The following is a 20,406-nucleotide window of genomic DNA, read 5'->3' as shown; positions in this document are numbered from 1 at the left end:
AGGACCCGTAGGCCGGATAAGGCATTTATGCCGCCATCCGGCACAACCGCGGGTAAGGCGTCTGATGCATATCGCCAGGCGGCGCTGCGCTTGCGTGGGCCTACGCTGTTTGAGCCTGCGGGAGGACCCGTAGGCCGGATAAGGCATTTATGCCGCCATCCGGCACAACCGCGGGTACGGCGTCTGATGCATATCGCCAGGCGGCGCTGCGCTTGCGTGGGCCTACGGACAATGAAACGCCTGCGCAAACGCAGGCCGTCAGGCAAACGCAATAAAGAAAGGTATTATTCGGCGGCGGTTTTCCCTTTGCCGGGTAGTCTGAACGCTTCGCCATAAGGCTTAGCAATGCCCATGCGATATTGCGTCTCTTTAGCCGCCTGGTGGAGATCGGCAAACTCCTCTTTCGGCGCCGGCGGACGTTGCGCCTTTTTCAGACACTGATTGCGATGGTGACGGATCCACTCTCGGTCCTCATCGTCCAGACAACGCTGCATCACCTCAATCCATCTGGATGCCGCCCGACGGTAGAGCCCGCAGGCTTCTAACCGCTCCGCAATACTGTCCCTTATTCTCATCCACCTCGCTCCTCTGATGCTTTCACGATATCTCATGGTATTCCGACACGTGAGCCGGAATACCATGGTAAAGTTAATTTATGACAAAACTATTCCTCTGCGGCGCAAGGAATATATTCATTATAATAATCGCTGTGCATAGCAAACCGCCATGGCGGTAATTACTTCCAAAGAGCTCCGGAATTATATGCCGGGCGCCACCCTGGATACCGACCGGTATCGACGGTTGTACCTATCAATATCTATTTAATTTATTACATTTCCATCATTACATACCTTGCGATATCACCCATTTCCTGTACAACCAGCCCTCATGGCGATCGACCGGACTGGTCCAGCAGTTTATTTTTGAAGATAAATAAGCAGGCTTCATTAAAATTATCTAACCCCAGTCGTTCATAAAGTGCGGTCCGCTTGCGGTAAAGGCTTTTTAGCGAAGTATTAAGATTCAACGCCACCTCCTCCATTGTCATCCCCGCCCCAAGAAAACGCAGCATCAGCTGCTCTGTCATACTTAAGCGCAGATTGTCGAACCACTCTTTGGTCAGCCGATTACTCTTCATCTCCAGGAAAAGCCCAAATAAGGTCGCCATATCGGCGGGTGATAATGACATGTTTAAAAACGATTTCAGGCTGAGTAAATGCTCTTCCCGATGGCGCATATCGAGGACAATACAGCATATTCGCTTTCTGGATTGTGCCGCCTCCATCACCAGATAATCGTAATGACAAAGCGGCGAACGGCTATCAACCAGCAGAGAGAGTTCATCAACCTCATTATCTAAAATCGCTTTTCCGCTAGAATCTAACTGAATGATATCAGGGAAGAAATTCTTAACACCTTGAAAAAGATAGTGATCCTGGGTAACTAATATCATTGAATTTGCCACAAGTCGTCCCTTTAACATTTAATCAACAAATTCTCGTCAACCAGACATTATCCTTGCCCCTGTGGATCGCTCCGCATGGCGGTAAAAATAACGAGATCTGTGATTTATCATTAGCGCGGCATCTGAATCTGGCTGTGAAAAACCTCCCAGGGTTCGGACAGAAAATAAACGGATTAATTATAAATAAAAAAATCCCACAGAAAAGATGCTTTTTTTGCTATTAAGAATTTTTGTCAGAAATCATCTTAAATATCTATATAAAATCTTTCCCCTCACAGCAATATAAGCCACCAGGAAAATTTGAAACAAAATTCCAGTCAGCTTCATTTTTTATTTATTTCAGTAAGTTAAAGACATTGACTTCAACATGGCGATTCGAATTAAACCATTTTTACAGATTTATCTTAAAACTCAGCTCGTCATTTAACCATATTTATCCGCCGCGGTATCGGGTATAAATTATCCATTCAATTATCCACAGGAGATAGGTTTATTAGTTTGCAATAAGTCATTCACCCGCAGTGCCAGTCAGCTAAATGGGACCATCCTCATCCTTTAACTCACCGTCAAAGGACGGTCGTGTTGTGCAATGGATTCTTGATGAACATATGGCAAATAGAAATGGAAAGATCACCTTATTCAAATACGTTATTGTTTAATCGCAACACGAAACTCTCGCTATCAATCGGCGTGCTTTTGCTCTTCCCGACGCTGGTTCAGGGAGCGGACTCGCTCTATGACCAGCAGATCCTGCAAGCGCGTCAGGGCCAGTACGCCCCCTTTCTCTCATATCTTCAGCAGTACCAGCTACGGCATGCGTTAACCCCTTCTCAGGTAGCCGACTGGCTGCAGGTAGCCCTCTGGGCCGGCCAGGACGATGAGGTCGTGAAAATCTGGCGACGCTATCAGGTCTATATGCCGCTTCCCGCACGGGGCACCGCCGCCGCCGCGCAGGCTTTGCGCAACCAGAAACAGTGGCAAGCCTCGCTCCTCCTCTGGCAGCAGGCTCTCAGCCAGTCCCCTGACAGTGACGACTATCGTATCGGCTATATCAAGACGCTGGCCGATGCCCGCAAGGACGGCGAGGCGCTCAGCGAAGCGCGTCGCCTGGTGGCGGAGCAGGCGAGCGTGGCTCACCTGCAGACCCTCTCTTATGTCTACCTGCGGCTTGGCAAAAGCTGGGACCAGCTGCTGGTGGACACGCAGATCCTCGATCGCGAACCGCAGAACAAAGCCGCGCTGGCCAGCCTGATGGCGACCCTGACCCGCAACCGGATCGACTCCCCCGCCCTCGGCCTCGCGAATAGCGTCGAACTGACGCCCGCGGAAAAGCGCAACCTGCAGCTGAACGCCGCCGCCGAGCTGGTGCGCCTTGCCGATACGCCTTCCCGTGAAGAAAATGCGCGTTACGCGCTGGCCCGCACGGCACTGGCGCAATACGACGCGATGATCGCCGCCTGGCGTCCCGATCCGCAGGCCGCCCCGGACATCACCCGGGCGCGCATTGACCGTCTGGGCGCGCTGTACGCCAACGCAGACTACGCGCAGATCATCCGCGAATACCAAAGCCTGCTCGCGCAGCAGCAGGTGGTTCCCGACTGGGCCATCGGCTGGGTCATCTCCTCTTATATCGCCCTTAAGCAGATTGAGCCTGCGTTGACGCTCATTCATCAGCATCCCTCATGGTTGACGAGCCAACAGAATGAAGAACATGAGCTTTTCTACGCCCTGCTGGACACAGGTCAGTATCCGGCAGCGCAACGGTATGTCGCCCGCCTCACCCGGAATGCGCCCTACATCCGTCATCTCTACGGCTCGCCGACGCCCCAGCCGAACGACGACTGGCTCACCGCGCAGACGCTTAACGTGCACTATCTTTCCGCCACCAACGCCCTGCCGCAGGCCGAAGCCCGCATGCAGCGCCTGGCGGCGACGGCCCCCGGCAACCAGGGGCTGCAGATCGACTATGCCGCCGTGCTGCAGGACAGAGGGCTGCCGCGGGCTGCCGAACGCCAGTTGAAAGCGGCGGAAACCCTGGAGCCCGCCAGCCTGCAGCTGGAGCGCCAGCAGGCCTGGGTCGCTCTCGATCTGCAGGAGTGGCGGCAGATGGATCTGCTGACCGACGACGTTATCGCCCGCTCGCCACGGGATCTGAATACCCAACGCCTGGCCAGAGCCCGCGAAATCCATCATTTCTCCGAGCTGCGCCTGAGCGTCGGCAAAGGGCTGCATTCCGACAACCCGGTGAGCGGTACCCACGACCTCAGTTTTGAGACGGCGATCTACAGCCCGCCGATAGCCGACAGCTGGCGGTTGTTTGGCGGCCACCGCTTTGCCAAAGGCAATTTTGAAGAGGGGAAAGGCAGCCGTCGCCAGCTGTTCGCCGGTATTGAATGGCGCCCGCGCGACGCCTGGGGAGAACTTGAACTCTCCAGCGTCAATTTTCACGGCGAGAATAAGCCCGGCGTCCGCCTTTCCGCCGCGCACGACGTCAACGATCGCTGGCAGCTGGGCGGCGAACTGGAGTGGATTTCGCAGCAGACGCCGCTGCGCGCGTTACGCAACGGCGTCAGCGCCAACCGCGGCGAAGGCTGGCTGCGATGGTATCAAAACGAGCGCCGGGAGTACCGCGTCAGCGTGGCCGCCAGCCGCTTTACCGACCACAACCGTCGTCAGGAGTACACCCTCTCTGGTAAAGAGCGCCTCTGGCAGACGCCGTGGTTAACGCTGGATCTGCAGCCCGGTCTGGCGGCCAGCGCCAATAGCCGCACTGACACCGCGTATTACAGTCCGGCGCGCGACCTCGCAGCCACCGCGGCGCTGGCCGTCGATCACACGCTTTACCAGCGGTATGACACCGTCTGGAGCCAGCAGCTGCTCGCCGGCGGCGGCAGCTACTGGCAAAAAAATCACGCCGCCGGGGCGATTACGGTGCTGGGTTACGGGCAGCGCCTGCGCTGGAACAACGTCGTCGACACCGGGGTGATGCTGAACTGGGATAAGCGGCCCTACGACGGCAAACGTGAAAACAACCTCGCCATCACTCTTGATGCAAACATACGGTTTTAAGGATGACCATGCTGAACACGACCCTGCGCAACGGCCTGATGCTTCTCGGCTGGCTGTGCCTTATCTTCAGCGTGCGTGCTGAGGAGGTCCCCTTCCTCGCCCCGCAGCAACGACCCCAGCTGGAGGCCAATAAACCCTGGCCGGCGGATCGCTTTCTGGTGCTGGCCTATCATGACGTCGAAGACGACGCCGCCGACCAGCGTTATCTTTCGGTGCGGACCAGCGCGCTTAATGAGCAGATCGCCTGGCTGCTGCATCACGGCTACCATGCCGTGAGCGTTCAGGACATTCTGGACGCCCATCATGGCCTTAAGTCGCTTCCGCCTAAAGCTTTTCTTCTCAGCTTCGACGATGGCTATAGCAGTTTTTATACCCGCGTCTGGCCGCTGCTTAAAGCCTGGAACGTTCCGGCGCTGTGGGCGCCGGTGGGCAGCTGGGTGGACACCCCCGCCAACCAGCCCGTTAATTTTGGTGGCCTGATGACGCCGCGCGATCGCTTCGCCACCTGGGAGATGGTGCGCGAGCTCAGCCGCTCGCCGCTGGTGGAGATCGGCGCGCACACCTGGGCCTCGCATTACGGCCTGCCGGCCAATCCCCAAGGCAGCCGCGAGCCCGCCGCCGCCAATCGAGGCTGGGATAAAACCACCGGCCGCTATGAAAGCGACGCGCAGTTTACCCGGCGAATGACCGATGACGTGCAGAAAGTAACGGCGAAAATCCACGACGTCGCCGGGAAAGCGCCGCGCGCCTGGGTGTGGCCCTACGGCGCCGCCAGCGGCAGCACTCTGGCCATCGCCAAACAGCAGGGGTATCAGCTGGCGTTTACGCTGAACGACGGCCTGGGCAACGTGAAGGATCTGGACAATATTCCGCGCATGCTGATCGCCGGTAACCCGTCGATCAAGGCCTTTGCCAACGCCGTAACCCAGATCCAGGAAGCCGATCCTGTTCGGGTGATGCATGTCGATCTGGACTATGTCTATGACCCCAATCCCGTCCAGCAGGCAAAGAATATCGATAAGCTGATACAGCGCGTCTATGACATGAAAATCAGCCACGTCTTTCTGCAGGCCTTCTCCGACCCGCAGGGCGACGGCACGGTCAAGTCGCTCTATTTCCCCAACCGCTGGCTGCCGATGCGCGCCGACCTGTTTAACTTCGTCTCCTGGCAGCTGCAGACCCGCGGCGGGGTGAAGGTTTATGCCTGGATGCCGGTGCTGGCCTTCGATCTTTCGTCCGATCTGCCGCGCGTGCAGCGCTGGGATCCGCAAACCGGGAAGGCGTTACTTGCCCGTCAGCCCTATGTCCGCCTGTCGCCCTGGGATCCCCGGGTTCGCCAGCAGATCACCGACATCTACGAAGATCTGGCCCGACACGCCAGCTTCAGCGGGATTCTGTTCCACGACGACGCCGTGCTGACCGATTTTGAAGACGTGAGCCCGGAGGCGGTCGCCGCCTGGCGGCAGAGTGGCCTGGCGCGCGATGCCGGCCCGGTGCCCCAACGTCCGCAAGAGCGCCAGGCATGGATGCGTTTCAAAAGCCAAACCCTGACCCGCTTCACTCTGCAGCTGCGCCAGGCGGTGCAGGCCATCCGCGGCCCGCAGGTGAAAACGGCGCGTAATCTCTTCGCCCTGCCGATCCTGGAGCCGCAGAGCGAAGCCTGGTTTGCGCAAAATCTTGATGACTTCGTTGCCGCCTATGACTGGACGGTCCCCATGGCGATGCCGCTGATGGAGTCCGTGCCGATTGACACCAGCCAGGCCTGGCTGACGCGGCTGGTGCAGGCCGTCGCCCGCCACCCGGGCGCGCTGAAGAAAACCATCTTTGAACTGCAGGCCAAAGACTGGAACCGACGCCAGCACAACGCCATTCCCGACCAACAGCTGGCGGACTGGATGCGTTTGCTGCGGCTAAACGGCGTCAAAAACTACGGCTACTACCCAGACGATTTCATTAACAATCAGCCTGATATCTCCCGTATCAGACCGCAATTCTCTTCCTGGTGGTACCCTGACCATGACTGATCGCATTATCGCATTGTGCATTTTATGCCTCGTATTCGGGCTGCCGTTAGGCGTCGCAGCGGTATTTACCGGCGAGCTTATCCTCGACTTTGTCTTTTTCTGGCCGCTGTTTATGTCGGTGCTATGGATCACCGGGGGTCTGTACTTCTGGTTTCAGCTGGAGCGCCACTGGCCGTGGGGGGAGGATACCCCGCCGCCGTCGCTGCCGGGCAATCCGCTGATCTCGATCCTGATCCCTTGTTTTAACGAGGAGAAAAACGCCCGGGAGACCATCAGCGCGGCGCTGGCCCAGCGTTACGCCAACCTCGAAGTGATCGCGATTAACGACGGCTCTTCGGATAACACCGCTCAGGTGCTCCAGCAGCTGGCGCAGGAGGAGCCGAGGCTGCGGGTGATCCACCTGGCCGCCAATCAGGGAAAAGCGGTGGCGCTCAAAGCGGGCGCCGCCGCCGCCCGCGGCGACCTGCTGGTCTGCATCGATGGCGACGCCCTGCTGGACCGGGATACCGCGGCCTGGCTGGTCGCGCCGCTGATCCACTACCCGCACGTCGGGGCGGTCACCGGCAACCCGCGGATCCGCACCCGATCCACGCTGATCGGCCGCATTCAGGTCGGGGAGTTTTCGTCGATCATTGGGCTTATCAAGCGGACGCAGCGGATCTATGGCCGGGTCTTTACCGTCTCCGGGGTGATCGCCGCCTTCCGGCGCCAGGCGCTGGCGGACGTCGGCTACTGGAGCCCGGATATGATCACCGAAGATATTGATATCAGCTGGAAGCTTCAACTCCGCCACTGGGACATCTTTTTCGAGCCGCGGGCGCTGTGCTGGATCCTGATGCCTGAGACCCTCAAAGGGTTATGGAAGCAGCGTCTGCGCTGGGCCCAGGGCGGGGCCGAAGTCTTTCTGGTCAACCTGCGCCGTCTGTTTCACTGGCAGCATCATCGGATGTGGCCGCTGTTTCTGGAGTATGCCTGCTCCACGCTGTGGGCCTTTGCCTACGCGGTCACCATCCTGCTGTTTATCCTCAGCCGCCTGATGCCATTGCCGGACAACCTGACCGTGCACAGCCTGTTTCCGCCTGAGTTCACCGGCATGCTGCTCGGCCTGATGTGCCTGCTGCAGTTCGTCGCCAGCCTGTATATCGAACGGCGCTATGAGAAAAAGGTGGCCAAATCCCTGTTCTGGGTGATCTGGTTCCCGATGGTTTACTGGATGATCGGCCTGCTGACCACGCTGGTCGCTTTTCCGAAAGTCATGTTGAAACGTCAACGTTCCCGCGCGCGCTGGGTGAGCCCGGACCGGGGAAAAGGAAGCCTGCGATGAATGAAAACACGCTCATCTTAACCGAACACCGCGTGCTGCCCCGGCTGGTGGACGCCGGTTTAACGCTGCTGGCCTGGCTCGGTTTTCTGTTCTTTCTCTACGCCAATTTGCTGATGCAGTTCATCGCGCCGCCCTCTCCGCGCTGGGAATCGCTGATGGACTCCCTGAATACGGCGCTGGTGTATCTGCTGATTGCCGCGCTGAACGGCTGGCTGTTGATCCTCTGGTACCACTATAACCGACGCCGCGCCCGCACCCGGCGTCACACCGCGGTGCTTACTCTGCGGGATGAGGAGCTGGCCAGCAGCTTTAACGTCGCGCCACAGATTATCTCGGAGATGAGCCGCTATAATTTGCTGACCGTTTACCACGATCAAATCGGGCAGATTATTGATTTAAAAAGCCACGCGCTGCCGCCGCCGCACGAGGAGAGGGATCATGAATGATAGCAGGGCCGCCCTCGGCGGCCCTGACCGGGTAACGACGCCGCCGATCAGCCGCCGGCTTTTTTAATCGCGGCTTCGAGCGAGGCTTTATCCGCCAGCCCCGGGAAGACGGTGATGCTGGCTTCCGTGGCGCCGGTGGTCGGCATCACGATCACGCCCGGCGTGCCGCTGAGACCAATCTCCTGCGCCAGGTCGTTAATGCTCTGTAGTACCGGTTCGACGTCGCTGGCCTTCTTCGCATCAAAGCCGGCTTTCTTCGCCTGCTGCTGGATATCCGCCGTCGTCAGCTTGCCTTCGTTATGTCCGGTGGCGTAGATCCCGTTATGGTAGGTCAGATAGGCATCCGCCCCTTTCTGCTGATAGATCTGCAGGCCGGTTTTCGCTGCTTCCAGCGAGCTTTCCCAGCGCCCGCCGAAGATAGGCCACTCTTTAAAAGCGAAGCGGGTCTGCGGATGCGCTTTAATCACCTGCTCCATCACCGGCGCCAGCCGGCTGCAGTAGACGCACTGGTAGTCAAAGAACTCAATCACCGTGACTTTGCCGTTGGCCGGGCCGTAAGTCGGGGTATTTTTATCCTGGGTCAGCAAGGCGGCATTCTTCAGCACCGCCTGGGTGGCCGCGCTGGCCTGTTGCTCAGCCTGAATTTGCTGCAGTTTCTGGCTTGCCTGCAGGAGAACTTCCGGGTGGGCGACCAGGTAATCGGCGGCGATTTTGCCGATTTGCGCCTCCTGTTCCGGGGTGAAGGTCGCCGGCGCGTCAGCGGCAGAGGCCATCGCCGGCAGTAAAACAGCGCTCAGCAGGGCGACAGAGAGGTATTTCTTGTGGCCAGACATAGTGGGGATCCTTGCGATAAGTGAACGGCAGGTGTGTCTGTATGACAAAATATCACCCTTTTTCGCCGAAGCCTTGCCCGACGGCGCGTTGATTCGTAACTTTATTTTTCAGGCTCAGGTTCCACGCGCGTCGGCGCGGGCCGGCGCCAGCGGTCAACGCTCACCGGGCGGAGTCCCCTGCGCAGCGGCTTTTCGTGGTATTTATTTCAGGTGGTTTCTCTCAATATGTATGCGTTTCTTCAACAATGGGACATGGCGGTGATTATGCTGCAGATTGTCGCCATCGACTTACTGCTGGGCGGCGATAACGCCGTGGTGATCGCCATGGCCTGTCGCAAACTGCCGCCGCAAAAACGCACCAAAGCGATCGTCATCGGCACCGTAGGCGCTATCCTGGCGCGCATCCTGCTGCTGGCGATCGCCCTGTATCTCCTGTCGCTGCCGTGGCTGAAAATAGTCGGCGCGCTGCTCCTGATGTGGATTGGCATCAGGCTGGTCAGTGATGAGGAGGACGAGAGCGAGGTTGCCAGCTCAGGCAGCCTGTGGCGCACCGCAGTCACCATCACCGTCGCCGATGTGATCATGTCGCTGGATAACGTGCTGGCGGTGGCTGCCGCAGGCAAAGGACACATTGCGCTGGTCGCCCTCGGCGTGGCGATCAGCATCCCGGTTATCGTCGCCGGCAGCAAACTGGTGCTAGCCCTGCTCACCCGCTTTCCCGCGGTGGTGCTGCTGGGCGGGATGCTCATCGGCTGGATTGCCGGCTCAATGCTGGTCAGCGACCCTACCCTCCGCCAGCTGTTTCCCACTGCCGGCGAGGGCATGGCGCGCCTGGCCGGCGCCATCGGCGCGCTGTTGGTGCTGTTCGCAGGCTGGCGCCGTCGTCAGCGGCCGCAGGCGAAAGACTAGCCTTGCCCAAGACGCCGTTGATCCCGACGGCGTCAAGTTTCCGCCACTTTTCTTCCCCTTCAGGGCGCATTTGCCCTACGCTTTATACAGACGCCTGATCCAGGGAATATGTAACCACCGCACTGAGCATAGATGAGATAACAGCATGGAATTGAAGGATTATTATGCCATTCTCGGGGTGCAACCAACCGACGATCTGAAAACCATCAAGACCGCCTACCGCCGCCTGGCGCGCAAGTACCACCCCGACGTCAGTAAAGAAAATGATGCCGAAGCCAAATTTAAGGATCTCGCCGAAGCCTGGGAAGTCCTGAAAGATGAGCAACGGCGCGCGGAATACGATCAGCTCTGGCAGCATCGCAACGATCCCGGGTTCGGTCGCCAGCAGCAGACCCACGAGCAGAGCTACAGCCAGCAGGATTTCGACGACATCTTCTCCTCCATGTTTGGCCAGCAGGCGCATCAGCGTCGCCGCCAGCACGCGGCGCGCGGCCACGACCTGGAGATCGAGGTCGCAGTGTTCCTTGAAGAGACGCTGGCCGAGCAAACCCGCACCATCAGCTATAACCTGCCGGTGTATAACGTGTTCGGCATGATCGAAAGCGAAACGCCGAAGACGCTGAATGTGAAGATCCCCGCCGGGGTAGTCGATGGTCAGCGTATCCGCCTGAAAGGCCAGGGGACGCCGGGCGAAAACGGCGGCCCGAACGGCGATCTGTGGCTGGTGATCCACATCGCCCCGCACCCGCTGTTCGACATCGTGGGACATAACCTGGAGATCGTCCTGCCGCTGGCGCCGTGGGAGGCCGCGCTGGGCGCCAAAGTCACGGTGCCCACCCTGAAAGAGAGCATTCTGCTGACGGTGCCGCCGGGTAGCCAGGCAGGGCAGCGCCTGCGTATCAAGGGCAAAGGGCTGGTGAGCAAAACCCACACCGGCGATTTGTTCGCCGTTATTAAAATTGTGATGCCGCCAAAACCAGATGAAAAAGCGCGTGAGCTCTGGCAACAGCTGGCCACCGCCGAAGCCAGCTTCGATCCGCGTAAGACATGGGGGAAAGCCTGATGGCTACAGTAACAGTGACGTTTACCATTACCGAATTGTGCCTGCGTACCGGGGTGTCGGAAGAGGAGCTGACGGAGATTGTCGGCTTAGGCATGATTGAACCGCACCAGCCGCAGGCGGACACCTGGCTGTTCGACGACAGCGCGGTGACGATTGTCCATCGCGCGGTGCGCCTGCGTAACGAGCTGGAGCTGGACTGGCCGGGGATCGCGGTAGCGCTGACCCTGCTGGATGAGAACGCGCGGCTGACCCGCGAAAATCGCCTGCTGCAGCAGCGCCTGGCCCGCTTTCTCGCCCACGGATAGGGGCGACATCCCGGGTGGCGGCGTACCGTCTTACTGCCGGGTGGCGGCTACGCCTGACCCGGCCTACAAATGACATTGGGCCCACCCTTTGCACTGGATTTGTAGGCCCGCGCAAGCGCAGCGCCGCCGGGGAAGCGCTTAATCCGGCAGCGAACCGGCGAGGTTGCGCGCCGAAACGCTCTCGCTCACCGGCGCGGGCGGCTCCGGCGCCTTAGCCGGGGCGGCCGCTGGCGCGGCTGCCGGGACGGAAGAGGCCGGCTGGATCTCAAGGAACGAGGCCAGCATCTTGCGCAGCGTTTCCGGTTTAGTGTCTTCCGCCAGCAGCGCCGCCAGCATCGACGGCAAGCGGCTATCGACTTCCCCTAACGCCAGCCCCGCCAGCAGCGCCGTGCGCGACATATCGCCGCGGTCGCCGCGGTGGTGGGCCTCAATTTTTGCGTCCGCGAAGCGCTCGCTGGCGCTGATATCCGGGCGCAGGTAAATCAGCACTTTTCTGCGTTCCAGAGTCATAGACGCTCCTTAGCCAATAATTTTCAGACCACGCACCAGGGCGAACTGCGGCTCTTCAGCCACCACGAAACGGTCCTCACGCAGGCCCATACGTTCACGAATGGCATCGGCCACCAGCGGCGCGCCGCCGCCAATCACGATGGCATGCGAGTAGCCTTTAAAGCTATCGATAGCCGTCAGGACGCGGGTGGTCAGACGTTCGATGCTGTTATTGATTACCTTCTTCACCTCAGAAACCGCATCCGGATCGTTAATGTTATCGGTTAGATACTCTTCGTCATGGCGATTGATAATGATCTGATCGACGTTATAGCTTGAGGTATCGGTGTTAGCCCGCGCCAGCGCCAGCTTAACGGCGTCGGTCACCAGCGATACGCCCAGCTTCGGGTCGCCGTAAATGCGCGAAACCGAGGTCATCTGCCCGGCTACCATCGAGATATCGAGCGTGGTGCCGCCGAGGTCGATAATCAACACCGAATGGGAGGGCTTGAGTTCATCACACAGGCTAATGCCCGCTGGAATCGATTCCGGGCGCACGGTGACTTTGGTGATGTTGAAGACCACGCCTTTATTCAGCTTAACGTCGCGCAGCAAGCTCTTTTTCTTGCGCTCAATGTTGTCGAGGCGATATTGCGCATCCTCGTCATAAAATTCAGTCAGCGGCAGCGTCACGACGATTTCGACGTCCTGTGGCTCAAGACCGCTGGTCAGCAGCGCGTGATGGACAGCGATGGAGTTCAACGGGCTGTACTGCCAGTCAATATTATTGGTCGGGAGCGCATCGGGAGTGATCAGGTCGAATGAGTACTTTTCATCATCCACGGTGTAGTTAAAGGGCTTCCCGGAACCGAAGGTGGCAGACCAGCCGCGTTTAAAACTGTTGGGGCTGATATGGGTGAAAGTTTCGCCATCTTGCTCCCACAGCATTTTGATATTGGTTGAACCATCATCGATAAAAATGCGCATCGCATTGCTCCATCACTGAGACAAATAAGAGAAAAATGTAACACCCAACAAGCGTAGCAAGAGTTAAAAAGCAGCGCAAGAGCACGAAAAAGAGACGATTCTGAGTTTTATTTGAGAACAAATGGAGCCAATAGCAACTCCGTGCGCATAAAAAGAGACCATTTTGAGATAAATTAGAGAAATACGTTTTTCTCTTTTTGCCCGTTTTCGACGCTCATTTTTGTCCAAAAAGAGAGCATCCCTCCCCTCTTTCGTCAGCGGTTTTTGAACGCTTTTTACACCTGGTTGGGTACCACAATGGGCCGTTCCGGCTCAGCCACATTTTCCGGTACCCGGCGATATTTATCCAGCAGGTGAATCTGAATGCGACGCAGCATATCGCCGTTGAGCTTGTAATAGCGGAAATAGAGAAACAGCGTCAGGGCAAAAAAGAGCGTCGGCAGCGCTATCATAATCGCTTGCATCCCCAGCAGCGTCTGGGACGACTGGGCCACATTCGGCACATAACCGATGATACCGAGCACGATGGCGATAAACCAGGCCGCGAACGCCGAGCCCGCTTTCACCACCAGCGTCTGCACCGAATAGGCGATACTTTCGCAGCGGATGTTCATCGTATATTCGCCGTAGTCGACGGTATCGGCCACCATAATAACCTGCAGCACCCAGAACAGCGCGGTGCCGATATTCAACAGCACGCCGGCCAGCGAAATCAGCGCGACGTTGTAGACCCCGCTCAGCGCCATCAGCAACAGCACGCCGCAGCCCAGCACCGGCATGATCGAAGCGCCCGCCCACAGAATGCGCCGCGACAGCCCTTTCACCAGCCGCGGAAACAGCACTAACGTCAGCAGGTTCGCCGCGCCGGCGTAGGACATGTAATACGGGAACATCTCCGCGCTGCCAATCACGTAGGTAAAGTAGTAAATCGCAAAGCCAGCGATAATATTCGCCGCCGTGTTATAGGCCAGCGCCATGCCCAACAGGCAGGCCAGCTGATCGTTTTTATAGATCAGCGCCACCATCTGGCGCAGTGAGAGATGGCTGGCATCCTCGCTCACGCCGCTATCCGAGGAGTAAACCTCGTGGACGTTGCGCAGCGTGACGAGGGTGGAAACCACGAAGAAGGCGATCAACACCAGGGTGAACATCTGGAAACCGAAACCGCGGTCGGCGCCGCCCACGGCGCTGACAAACGGCAGCGTGACGCCGGCAGTGACGAATCCCGCCAGGCTGGCGAAAAAGCGTGGATACGGCACCAGCTGTTCACGTTCGCGTTTATCAAGTGTAATGGTCGGCACCAGCGACCAGAACGGCACATCCATGATGGTGTAGGTGAACCCCCACAGCAGATAGGTCAGCCACACCCATGCCAGCAACGCCCCGCCGGAGAAGTGATGGGCGCTGAACAGCATATACAGCACTACCGAGTTGGTTATCGTGCCAATCAGGATCCACGGTTTGAATTTCCCCCATCGCGATCGCGTACAATTCACGATCCAACCCATGATCGGATCGGCTATCGCATCGAGGATCCGCGCCACCAGAAACAAGATGCCGACCACCCCAACCGACAGTCCAACAATATCGGTGTAGTAATACATCAGATACATGTAGACGATACCGATAGCGAAATCTTTACCAAAGGCACCAAATCCGTAGCTGAGCTTTGTTGTCATTGAAATACTCATAGGGTACAGGTCGCTGTCGCCAGCGCCTCCTTCAGTGTTTGATAGAGCATGCAGGACGCCGCCGGGTCGTTGCCCCCGGCGGCATGAGAAGATTAACGATGCAGCCAGGACGGCAGCCAGTCGCCGTGGCTGGCGATCAGATCGTCCACCAGCGCGTAGATCTCTTCGATCCCCAGCACCGCAGCGGTGTGCGGATCCATCATCGTGGCGTAATAGACGTAATCGCGATTTTCGGTGAGGATCGCCTCCGTGAGCAGCGTCTGCACGTTGATGTTGGTCTGCATCAGCGCCGCCAGATGCGCCGGCAGCGCACCCATTTTGGTCGGCTGAATGCCGTTGGCGTCCACCAGGCAAGCCACTTCCACGCAGCAGCCCTGCGGCAGGTTGTCGATAAGGCCGTCATTGCGTACGTTGCCATACACCACGCTTGGCTCGCCGGTCCAGATGGCGTTCATGATGGTGCTGGCATACTCGCGGGATGGCTTCACCTCGATGCGCTCGCCGCGCTGATAGCTCTCCAGCTCCTGATGCCAGTTGGCCAGTTGCTCGACGCAGCGTTTCGGGTATTCATCCAGCGGCACTTTATAGCGGGCGATAAGGTCCTCGCGGCCCGGCTTGATAAACCATGGCGTGTATTCGGCAAAATGCTCCGACGACTCGGTCACAAAGTAGCCGAGCTTTTTGAACATCTCATAGCGGACGATGTTTTCGCAGCGCGGGTTGCCGTGCAGGTTAGGCTTCGGCGCGCGCCCGTCAGCGTAGGCCTGCAGCAGGTCGGGATAAAGGTTGACATAGCTGCCGTCGGCGAGCTTTTTCTCCAGCGAGAGATAGAACGCCATATGGTTAATCCCGGCGCAGCGGTAGCGTAAATCCGCCGGGTTGAGGTCAAGATCGCGCGCCAGTTCTTCCGCCGTTCCCTGCACCGAGTGGCACAGGCCAACCTGTTTAATATGCGGGTAGCGGGCGTAGATGGCCCAGGTGTTCATCGCCATTGGGTTGACGTAGTTAAGCAGGGTGGCGTCCGGGCAGACCTCGGTCATGTCGTCGCAGATAGCCCATAGATGAGGTATGGTGCGCAGGGCGCGCATAATGCCCCCCGGACCCAGCGTATCGGCGATGGTCTGCTCCAGGCCATGGCGTTTACAGACCTCAAAATCAGTGACGGTACAGGGCTCATAGCCGCCAATCTGGAAGGCGACCACAACGAAATCAGCGCCCTGCAGGGCGGTTTTGCGATCGCGATGGCAGCTGATTTCGCCCTTCGCGCCGACGGAATCCATCAGCTTGCGCACCACGGTATGCGACTCTTCCAGCCGGGTGTCATCGATATCCATCAGCGCGACATGCGCCGATTTCAGCGCCGGGCGCTGGAAAACATCACCGAGAATATTTTTAACGAACACCGTCGAACCGGCGCCGATAAAGGTAATTTTTGGGGCGGTCATTACGCTCTCTCCATCAGGTCATTGAACCCTTGCAGAGTGGCACGCCGTTCAGCGTTGCGCTGCCCTGTTCCAACCGGAGCATTCCCGAAAGCTCAGATCGGCCATTAAGCGCCACAAAATCTGAGTTTTCGGGAACAGATTGCGCAAAAAGGAGAGAAAATGGGCCGATTCTTCCGCTAAGCTGTCGTCAGTTCTGGCGAAAAATGCAGCCACTCTGACAATTCAGGAATACGCTAACGATGGAATACCGCTTCACCTCCCTGCCCCCCGATCCCTTTATGTGCAGCAGCGATGAAAAGCAGAGCCGCAGCCCGCTGGCGCTCTACTCTGAGTATCAGCGTATGGATATCGAGCTGCGCCCGCCGCACGCCATGCCTACCAGCCACTGGCACGGCCAGGTGGAGGTCAACGTGCCGTTCGATGGCGACGTGGAATATTTGATTAATAACGAAGTGGTGCGCATAGAGAAAGGCTATATCACTCTGTTCTGGGCCTGTACGCCGCATCAGTTGACCCGCCCGGGGGATTGCCAGCAGATGGCGATCTTTAACCTGCCGATGCATCTGTTTCTCTCATGGCCGCTGGACCGGGAGCTGATCAACCACGTCACTCACGGGATGGTGATTAAATCCCTCGCCGCCCAGCAGCTGAGCGCCTTCGAGGTGCGCCGCTGGCAGCAGGAGCTGAACCACGACAATGAACAGATTCGCCAGCTGGCGATCGATGAAATCGCCCTGATGCTGAAGCGGCTGAGCCTCGCCGGCTGGCAGCCGATTCTGGTCAACAAAACCTCGCGCACCCATAAGAACAGCGTCTCGCGCCATGCGCAGTTTTATGTCAGCCAGATGCTGGAATTTATCGCCGCCCACTACGACCAGGCGCTGACCGTCAATGCCGTCGCCGAGCACGTTAAGCTCAACCCGAACTATGCGATGGGGGTATTCCAGAGAGTGATGCAGCAAACCATGAAGCAGTACATTACCGCCATGCGTATCAATCACGTGCGGGCGCTGCTGAGCGATACCGACAAGACCATCCTGGATATCGCCCTCACCGCCGGTTTCCGCTCCAGCAGCCGTTTCTACAGCACCTTTACCCGCTACGTGGGGATGCCGCCGCAGCAGTACCGTAAACTTAGCCAACAGCGTCGTCACGGTCTGGCCCTGCCGGAGGCATAAAAAATGCCGCCGGGGTTTCCCCAGGCGGCATGGTTTATCGTGAAAAACGGTTAGTCGTTGATACGCGGATGCTGCTGCACCAGTCGCGACCGTTTTGCCTGCAGATCGGCAATCTCCTGATCGATATCTTCGATTTTTTGTTCGATGTTATCGTAGTGCTCGCCAAGGATTTCTTTCGCTTCCTGGATGTCCGATGCCGCCGGGGTCGCTCCTTTCAGCGGACGGTTAGCGGTCTCTTTCATCGACAGGCCCGTGGCCATACCCACCATGGCGATCACCATCAGGTAGTACGCCGGCATCATCAGGTTCTGCGTGGTTTCCACCAGCCACGCCGCCAGGGTTGGCGTCAGACCGGCAATCAGCACCGAGATGTTAAAGGCGCTGGCCAGGGCGCTGAAGCGGATATGCGTCGGGAACATCGCCGGCAGCGAGGAGGCCATCACCCCGATAAAGCAGTTCAGCACCACCGCCAGCAGCAGCAGGCCGGCGAAGATCAGGCCAATCACGTTGCTGTTGATCATAATGAAGGCCGGGATCGACAGGGCAAACAGCGCCACGCTACCAATCAGGATAAACGGACGGCGGCCGAAACGGTCGCTGAGCATGCCGATAACCGGCTGCACAAACAGCATCCCGACCATGATGGCGATGATGATCAGCACCCCATGGTCTTCCGAGTAGTGCAGGTTATGCGACAGGTAGCTCGGCATGTAGGTCAGCAGCATGTAATAGGTCACGTTGGTGGAAATCACCAGACCGATACAGGTCAGCAGGCTGCGCCAGTGCTTCGTGGCAATCTCTTTAAAGGAGACCTTCGGCCCGTCCTGCAGACCTTCACGGTCGCCCTGCTCCATGGTGTCCACATGCTGCTGGAACGCCGGGGTTTCTTCCAGCGCATGGCGCAGATAGAGCCCGATGATGCCTAACGGCAGCGCCAGGAAGAACGGGATACGCCAACCCCACTCAAGGAAGTTCTGTTCCCCCACTACGCTGGAGATCAGGACCACCACGCCAGCCCCCATCACAAACCCGGCGATGGAGCCAAAGTCCAGCCAGCTGCCCATAAACCCGCGTTTACGGTCAGGGGAGTATTCCGCGACGAAGATCGATGCCCCGGTATATTCACCACCGACCGAGAAACCCTGCGCCATTTTACACAGCAGCAGCAGGATCGGCGCCCAGATACCTATCGTGGCATACGAAGGAATAAGGCCGATACAGAAAGTACTTATCGACATGATCACGATAGTTATCGCGAGAATTTTCTGCCGACCATATTTATCGCCCAGCATCCCGAAGAACAGGCCGCCCAGCGGACGTATTAAAAATGGAACGGAAAAGGTACCGAGTGCGGCAATCATCTGCACGCTTGGGTTGGCATCGGGGAAGAAGACTTTACCTAAGGCGTAGGCCACAAAGCCGTAGACGCCGAAATCGAACCACTCCATCGCGTTGCCCAGGGAGGCCGCGGTGATCGCCTTTTTCAGTTTACCATCGTCGATGATGGTCACATCCTTAAGGGTGATGGGCTTTATTTTTTTCCTTTTAAGCATATTTTTCCTCTGCTACTCCGCCTTGAGTGCACGCCTCTTCGCCGAATGGCAAAGCCATTCGCATCGTGCGTCAGGAGCGGTGAATTGCTGTGCTCCTCATTTCAAGCGTAGCAGGTTTGCCTGCACTGTCTGCTGACAGAATGTACAACCGAACCTGTTGACGCCTGCTCTGGCTACTGGTGAATAAATAGAGCGGCTCATCGTGATAATTGATGAAATTGACCTGCTCCCCTTTTTTACCCTAACAGTGTTTATATCTGCGATCAACTTCACATAAATTTACCGCCTAATTACAGAGTGTCGAAAAATAAATAAGTTCATTTCCTGCCGATCGCCCGGAAATTATTTCGTCGATTTTGCTCCACCTCGGGCGGTTAATTTCAGCGTTTATTCGCTTCTTCCCGGAATAACACCACGGCTATTTTTTATCAAAAAAACACCCGACAAAAGTGGGTGATTGCGCTATAATCACACCCACTTTCGGCTCTCAGCCACTGTTTAAAGGACCAACGTCCTGTTTTTCGACGACATCACGAGGAACGTCATGCAACTGCCACACTGCCCAAAATGCGATTCGACTTACACTTATGAAGACAACGGCATGTACATCTGCCCGGAATGCGCCCATGAGTGGAACCCTGCCGAAGCCACGGAAGAAACCGACGTTCTGATCGTTAAAGATGCCAACGGCAATTTACTGGCCGATGGCGACAGCGTCACGGTAGTGAAGGATCTGAAGGTTAAAGGCAGCTCTTCGATGCTGAAAATCGGCACCAAAGTGAAGAATATCCGCCTGGTCGAAGGCGATCACAATATTGACTGCAAAATTGACGGTTTTGGCCCGATGAAGCTGAAATCTGAATTCGTCAAAAAGAACTGATTTATTTCCGGGCAGGCGACGCGATTATTTTCCCCTATCGCCGTCGCCGCTCCCGATATCCTGACGGTCCCTCGCCTCCCTGCGTATCCGGTTATTTATCCGGCCAGCCGCCGCTATTTATGCAGCCCCCTGCAGCGGTATTCCCACCCCATTTTCGCGCTGCCGTCTGGCTCAATCCCGCTGCGGGCGACTACGCTTTACGGGTTACGGTCACTGAGGTATTCACCATGTCCTTAAGTCCCTACCTTGCCTTTGCGGGCAACTGCGCCGAGGCGATCGCTTTCTATCAGCAGACGCTGGGCGCGGAGCTGATGTTTAAAATGACCTTTGGCGAAATGCCGCCTTCGGCGCAGGAAGCCTCTGACGGCTGCCCGTCTGGCCAGAAGATGGCGAATGACGCCATCGCCCACGCCAGCCTGCGCATCGGCAACGGCGAGCTGATGCTAAGCGACAGCGCCTTCGGGCCCGATGTACACTACGCCGGCTTCACCCTCGTCCTCGATCCCAGGGATGTCGCTGAAGGTCAGCGCTGGTTCGAAGCGCTGGCGGTCGGCGGACGCATTGAGATGGCCTGGCAGGAAACCTTCTGGGCCCACGGCTTCGGCAAAGTCGTGGATCGCTTTGGCGTTCCCTGGATGATCAACGTGGTCAAACAAGGCTGACCCCGCCAGGGCGGCCTGGCCGCCCTGTCATCCGTCTGGCATTAACTCTTCATCCTTTAGTCATCATCACTTAACCGAACTGC

18 protein-coding genes and 1 pseudogene are annotated in these 20,406 nt (G+C 57.7%); 11 read left to right on the top strand and 8 right to left on the bottom strand.

Annotated features, from left to right (window positions below):
- Positions 1–284 precede the first annotated feature (284 nt).
- A complete protein-coding gene (locus ABLU73_RS15170) occupies positions 285–575 on the bottom strand; it encodes a PerC family transcriptional regulator (protein ID WP_004153693.1) in 291 nt (96 codons plus the stop codon).
- A 311-nt stretch (positions 576–886) separates the two neighbouring features.
- Positions 887–1,453 carry a LuxR family transcriptional regulator gene (locus ABLU73_RS15165; RefSeq protein WP_004206400.1) on the bottom strand — a complete coding sequence of 189 codons (567 nt, stop codon included), beginning with the start codon at positions 1,451–1,453 and terminating at the stop codon, positions 887–889.
- Positions 1,454–2,086: 633 nt separating this feature from the next.
- Here ABLU73_RS15165 and pgaA point away from each other — a divergent pair.
- From pgaA to pgaD, 4 genes are read left to right on the top strand one after another with little or no spacing between them, the layout of a single operon-like run.
- A complete protein-coding gene (pgaA, locus tag ABLU73_RS15160) occupies positions 2,087–4,534 on the top strand; it encodes a poly-beta-1,6 N-acetyl-D-glucosamine export porin PgaA (RefSeq protein ID WP_264924128.1) in 2,448 nt (815 codons plus the stop codon).
- 8 nt (positions 4,535–4,542) lie between these two features.
- On the top strand, positions 4,543–6,558 hold the full coding sequence (gene pgaB, locus ABLU73_RS15155; protein ID WP_135699378.1) for a poly-beta-1,6-N-acetyl-D-glucosamine N-deacetylase PgaB: 2,016 nt from the start codon (positions 4,543–4,545) through the stop codon (positions 6,556–6,558).
- Positions 6,551–7,882: a poly-beta-1,6-N-acetyl-D-glucosamine synthase gene (gene pgaC, locus ABLU73_RS15150; RefSeq protein WP_023291682.1), complete on the top strand. Its 1,332-nt coding sequence runs from the start codon at positions 6,551–6,553 to the stop codon at positions 7,880–7,882. Before pgaB ends, pgaC begins: the two co-directional genes overlap by 8 nt.
- Entirely contained in the window at positions 7,879–8,328 is a 450-nt protein-coding gene (gene pgaD / locus ABLU73_RS15145) for a poly-beta-1,6-N-acetyl-D-glucosamine biosynthesis protein PgaD (RefSeq protein WP_064151108.1), read from the top strand. The genes pgaC and pgaD overlap by 4 nt, the downstream gene beginning before the upstream one ends.
- A gap of 47 nt (positions 8,329–8,375) precedes the next feature.
- Here the strand turns inward: pgaD and ABLU73_RS15140 are convergent, their stop codons facing one another.
- A complete protein-coding gene (locus ABLU73_RS15140) occupies positions 8,376–9,161 on the bottom strand; it encodes a DsbA family protein (RefSeq protein ID WP_004206394.1) in 786 nt (261 codons plus the stop codon).
- Positions 9,162–9,386: 225 nt separating this feature from the next.
- Here ABLU73_RS15140 and ABLU73_RS15135 point away from each other — a divergent pair, with 225 nt between their 5' ends.
- From ABLU73_RS15135 to cbpM, 3 genes are all read left to right on the top strand, one after another.
- Entirely contained in the window at positions 9,387–10,070 is a 684-nt protein-coding gene (locus ABLU73_RS15135) for a TerC family protein (protein ID WP_064187839.1), read from the top strand.
- Positions 10,071–10,215: 145 nt separating this feature from the next.
- Positions 10,216–11,133 (top strand): curved DNA-binding protein, encoded by a 918-nt coding sequence (gene cbpA / locus ABLU73_RS15130; protein ID WP_017900085.1) that lies wholly within the window; start codon positions 10,216–10,218, stop codon positions 11,131–11,133.
- On the top strand, positions 11,133–11,438 hold the full coding sequence (gene cbpM, locus ABLU73_RS15125) for a chaperone modulator CbpM (protein ID WP_002885324.1): 306 nt from the start codon (positions 11,133–11,135) through the stop codon (positions 11,436–11,438). The genes cbpA and cbpM overlap by 1 nt, the downstream gene beginning before the upstream one ends.
- Before the next feature lie 138 nt (positions 11,439–11,576).
- On the opposite strand, the gene ABLU73_RS15120 is transcribed toward cbpM, so the two are convergent.
- From ABLU73_RS15120 to ABLU73_RS15105, 4 genes are all read right to left on the bottom strand, one after another.
- Positions 11,577–11,948, bottom strand: a complete 372-nt coding sequence (locus ABLU73_RS15120) for a plasmid partitioning/stability family protein (RefSeq protein ID WP_064183847.1) — start codon at positions 11,946–11,948, stop codon at positions 11,577–11,579.
- 9 nt (positions 11,949–11,957) lie between these two features.
- Positions 11,958–12,914, bottom strand: coding sequence for a plasmid segregation protein ParM domain-containing protein (gene parM / locus ABLU73_RS15115; protein WP_004146678.1), 957 nt, complete (start codon positions 12,912–12,914; stop codon positions 11,958–11,960).
- A gap of 275 nt (positions 12,915–13,189) precedes the next feature.
- Positions 13,190–14,605 carry a melibiose:sodium transporter MelB gene (gene melB, locus ABLU73_RS15110; protein ID WP_062913513.1) on the bottom strand — a complete coding sequence of 472 codons (1,416 nt, stop codon included), beginning with the start codon at positions 14,603–14,605 and terminating at the stop codon, positions 13,190–13,192.
- 92 nt (positions 14,606–14,697) lie between these two features.
- Positions 14,698–16,050, bottom strand: coding sequence for an alpha-glucosidase/alpha-galactosidase (locus tag ABLU73_RS15105; protein ID WP_053810864.1), 1,353 nt, complete (start codon positions 16,048–16,050; stop codon positions 14,698–14,700).
- Between the two features lie 239 nt (positions 16,051–16,289).
- Here ABLU73_RS15105 and melR point away from each other — a divergent pair, with 239 nt between their 5' ends.
- Positions 16,290–17,228 (top strand): transcriptional regulator MelR, encoded by a 939-nt coding sequence (melR, locus tag ABLU73_RS15100; RefSeq protein ID WP_004206385.1) that lies wholly within the window; start codon positions 16,290–16,292, stop codon positions 17,226–17,228.
- A 50-nt stretch (positions 17,229–17,278) separates the two neighbouring features.
- Here melR and proP read toward each other — a convergent pair whose 3' ends face one another.
- Positions 17,279–18,781: a glycine betaine/L-proline transporter ProP gene (gene proP / locus ABLU73_RS15095; RefSeq protein ID WP_004206383.1), complete on the bottom strand. Its 1,503-nt coding sequence runs from the start codon at positions 18,779–18,781 to the stop codon at positions 17,279–17,281.
- Positions 18,782–18,968: 187 nt separating this feature from the next.
- Between proP and ABLU73_RS15090 the strand changes: the two are divergent.
- From ABLU73_RS15090 to yjdN, 3 genes and pseudogenes are all read left to right on the top strand, one after another.
- A pseudogene (locus tag ABLU73_RS15090) lies at positions 18,969–19,238 on the top strand (hypothetical protein).
- Between the two features lie 87 nt (positions 19,239–19,325).
- Complete coding sequence (locus ABLU73_RS15085; RefSeq protein ID WP_004206382.1) at positions 19,326–19,661, top strand: zinc ribbon domain-containing protein YjdM; 336 nt, start codon at positions 19,326–19,328, stop codon at positions 19,659–19,661.
- 227 nt (positions 19,662–19,888) lie between these two features.
- Positions 19,889–20,323, top strand: a complete 435-nt coding sequence (gene yjdN, locus ABLU73_RS15080) for a VOC family metalloprotein YjdN (protein WP_004206380.1) — start codon at positions 19,889–19,891, stop codon at positions 20,321–20,323.
- Positions 20,324–20,406 lie beyond the last annotated feature (83 nt).

This window comes from Klebsiella sp. GG_Kp175, from assembly GCF_040062325.1.
In the GTDB taxonomy this organism is placed as follows: Bacteria; Pseudomonadota; Gammaproteobacteria; order Enterobacterales; family Enterobacteriaceae; genus Klebsiella; species Klebsiella quasipneumoniae.
The sequence above is the reverse complement of the archived record's forward strand: the minus strand, read 5'-3'. Positions and strand labels throughout refer to the sequence as shown.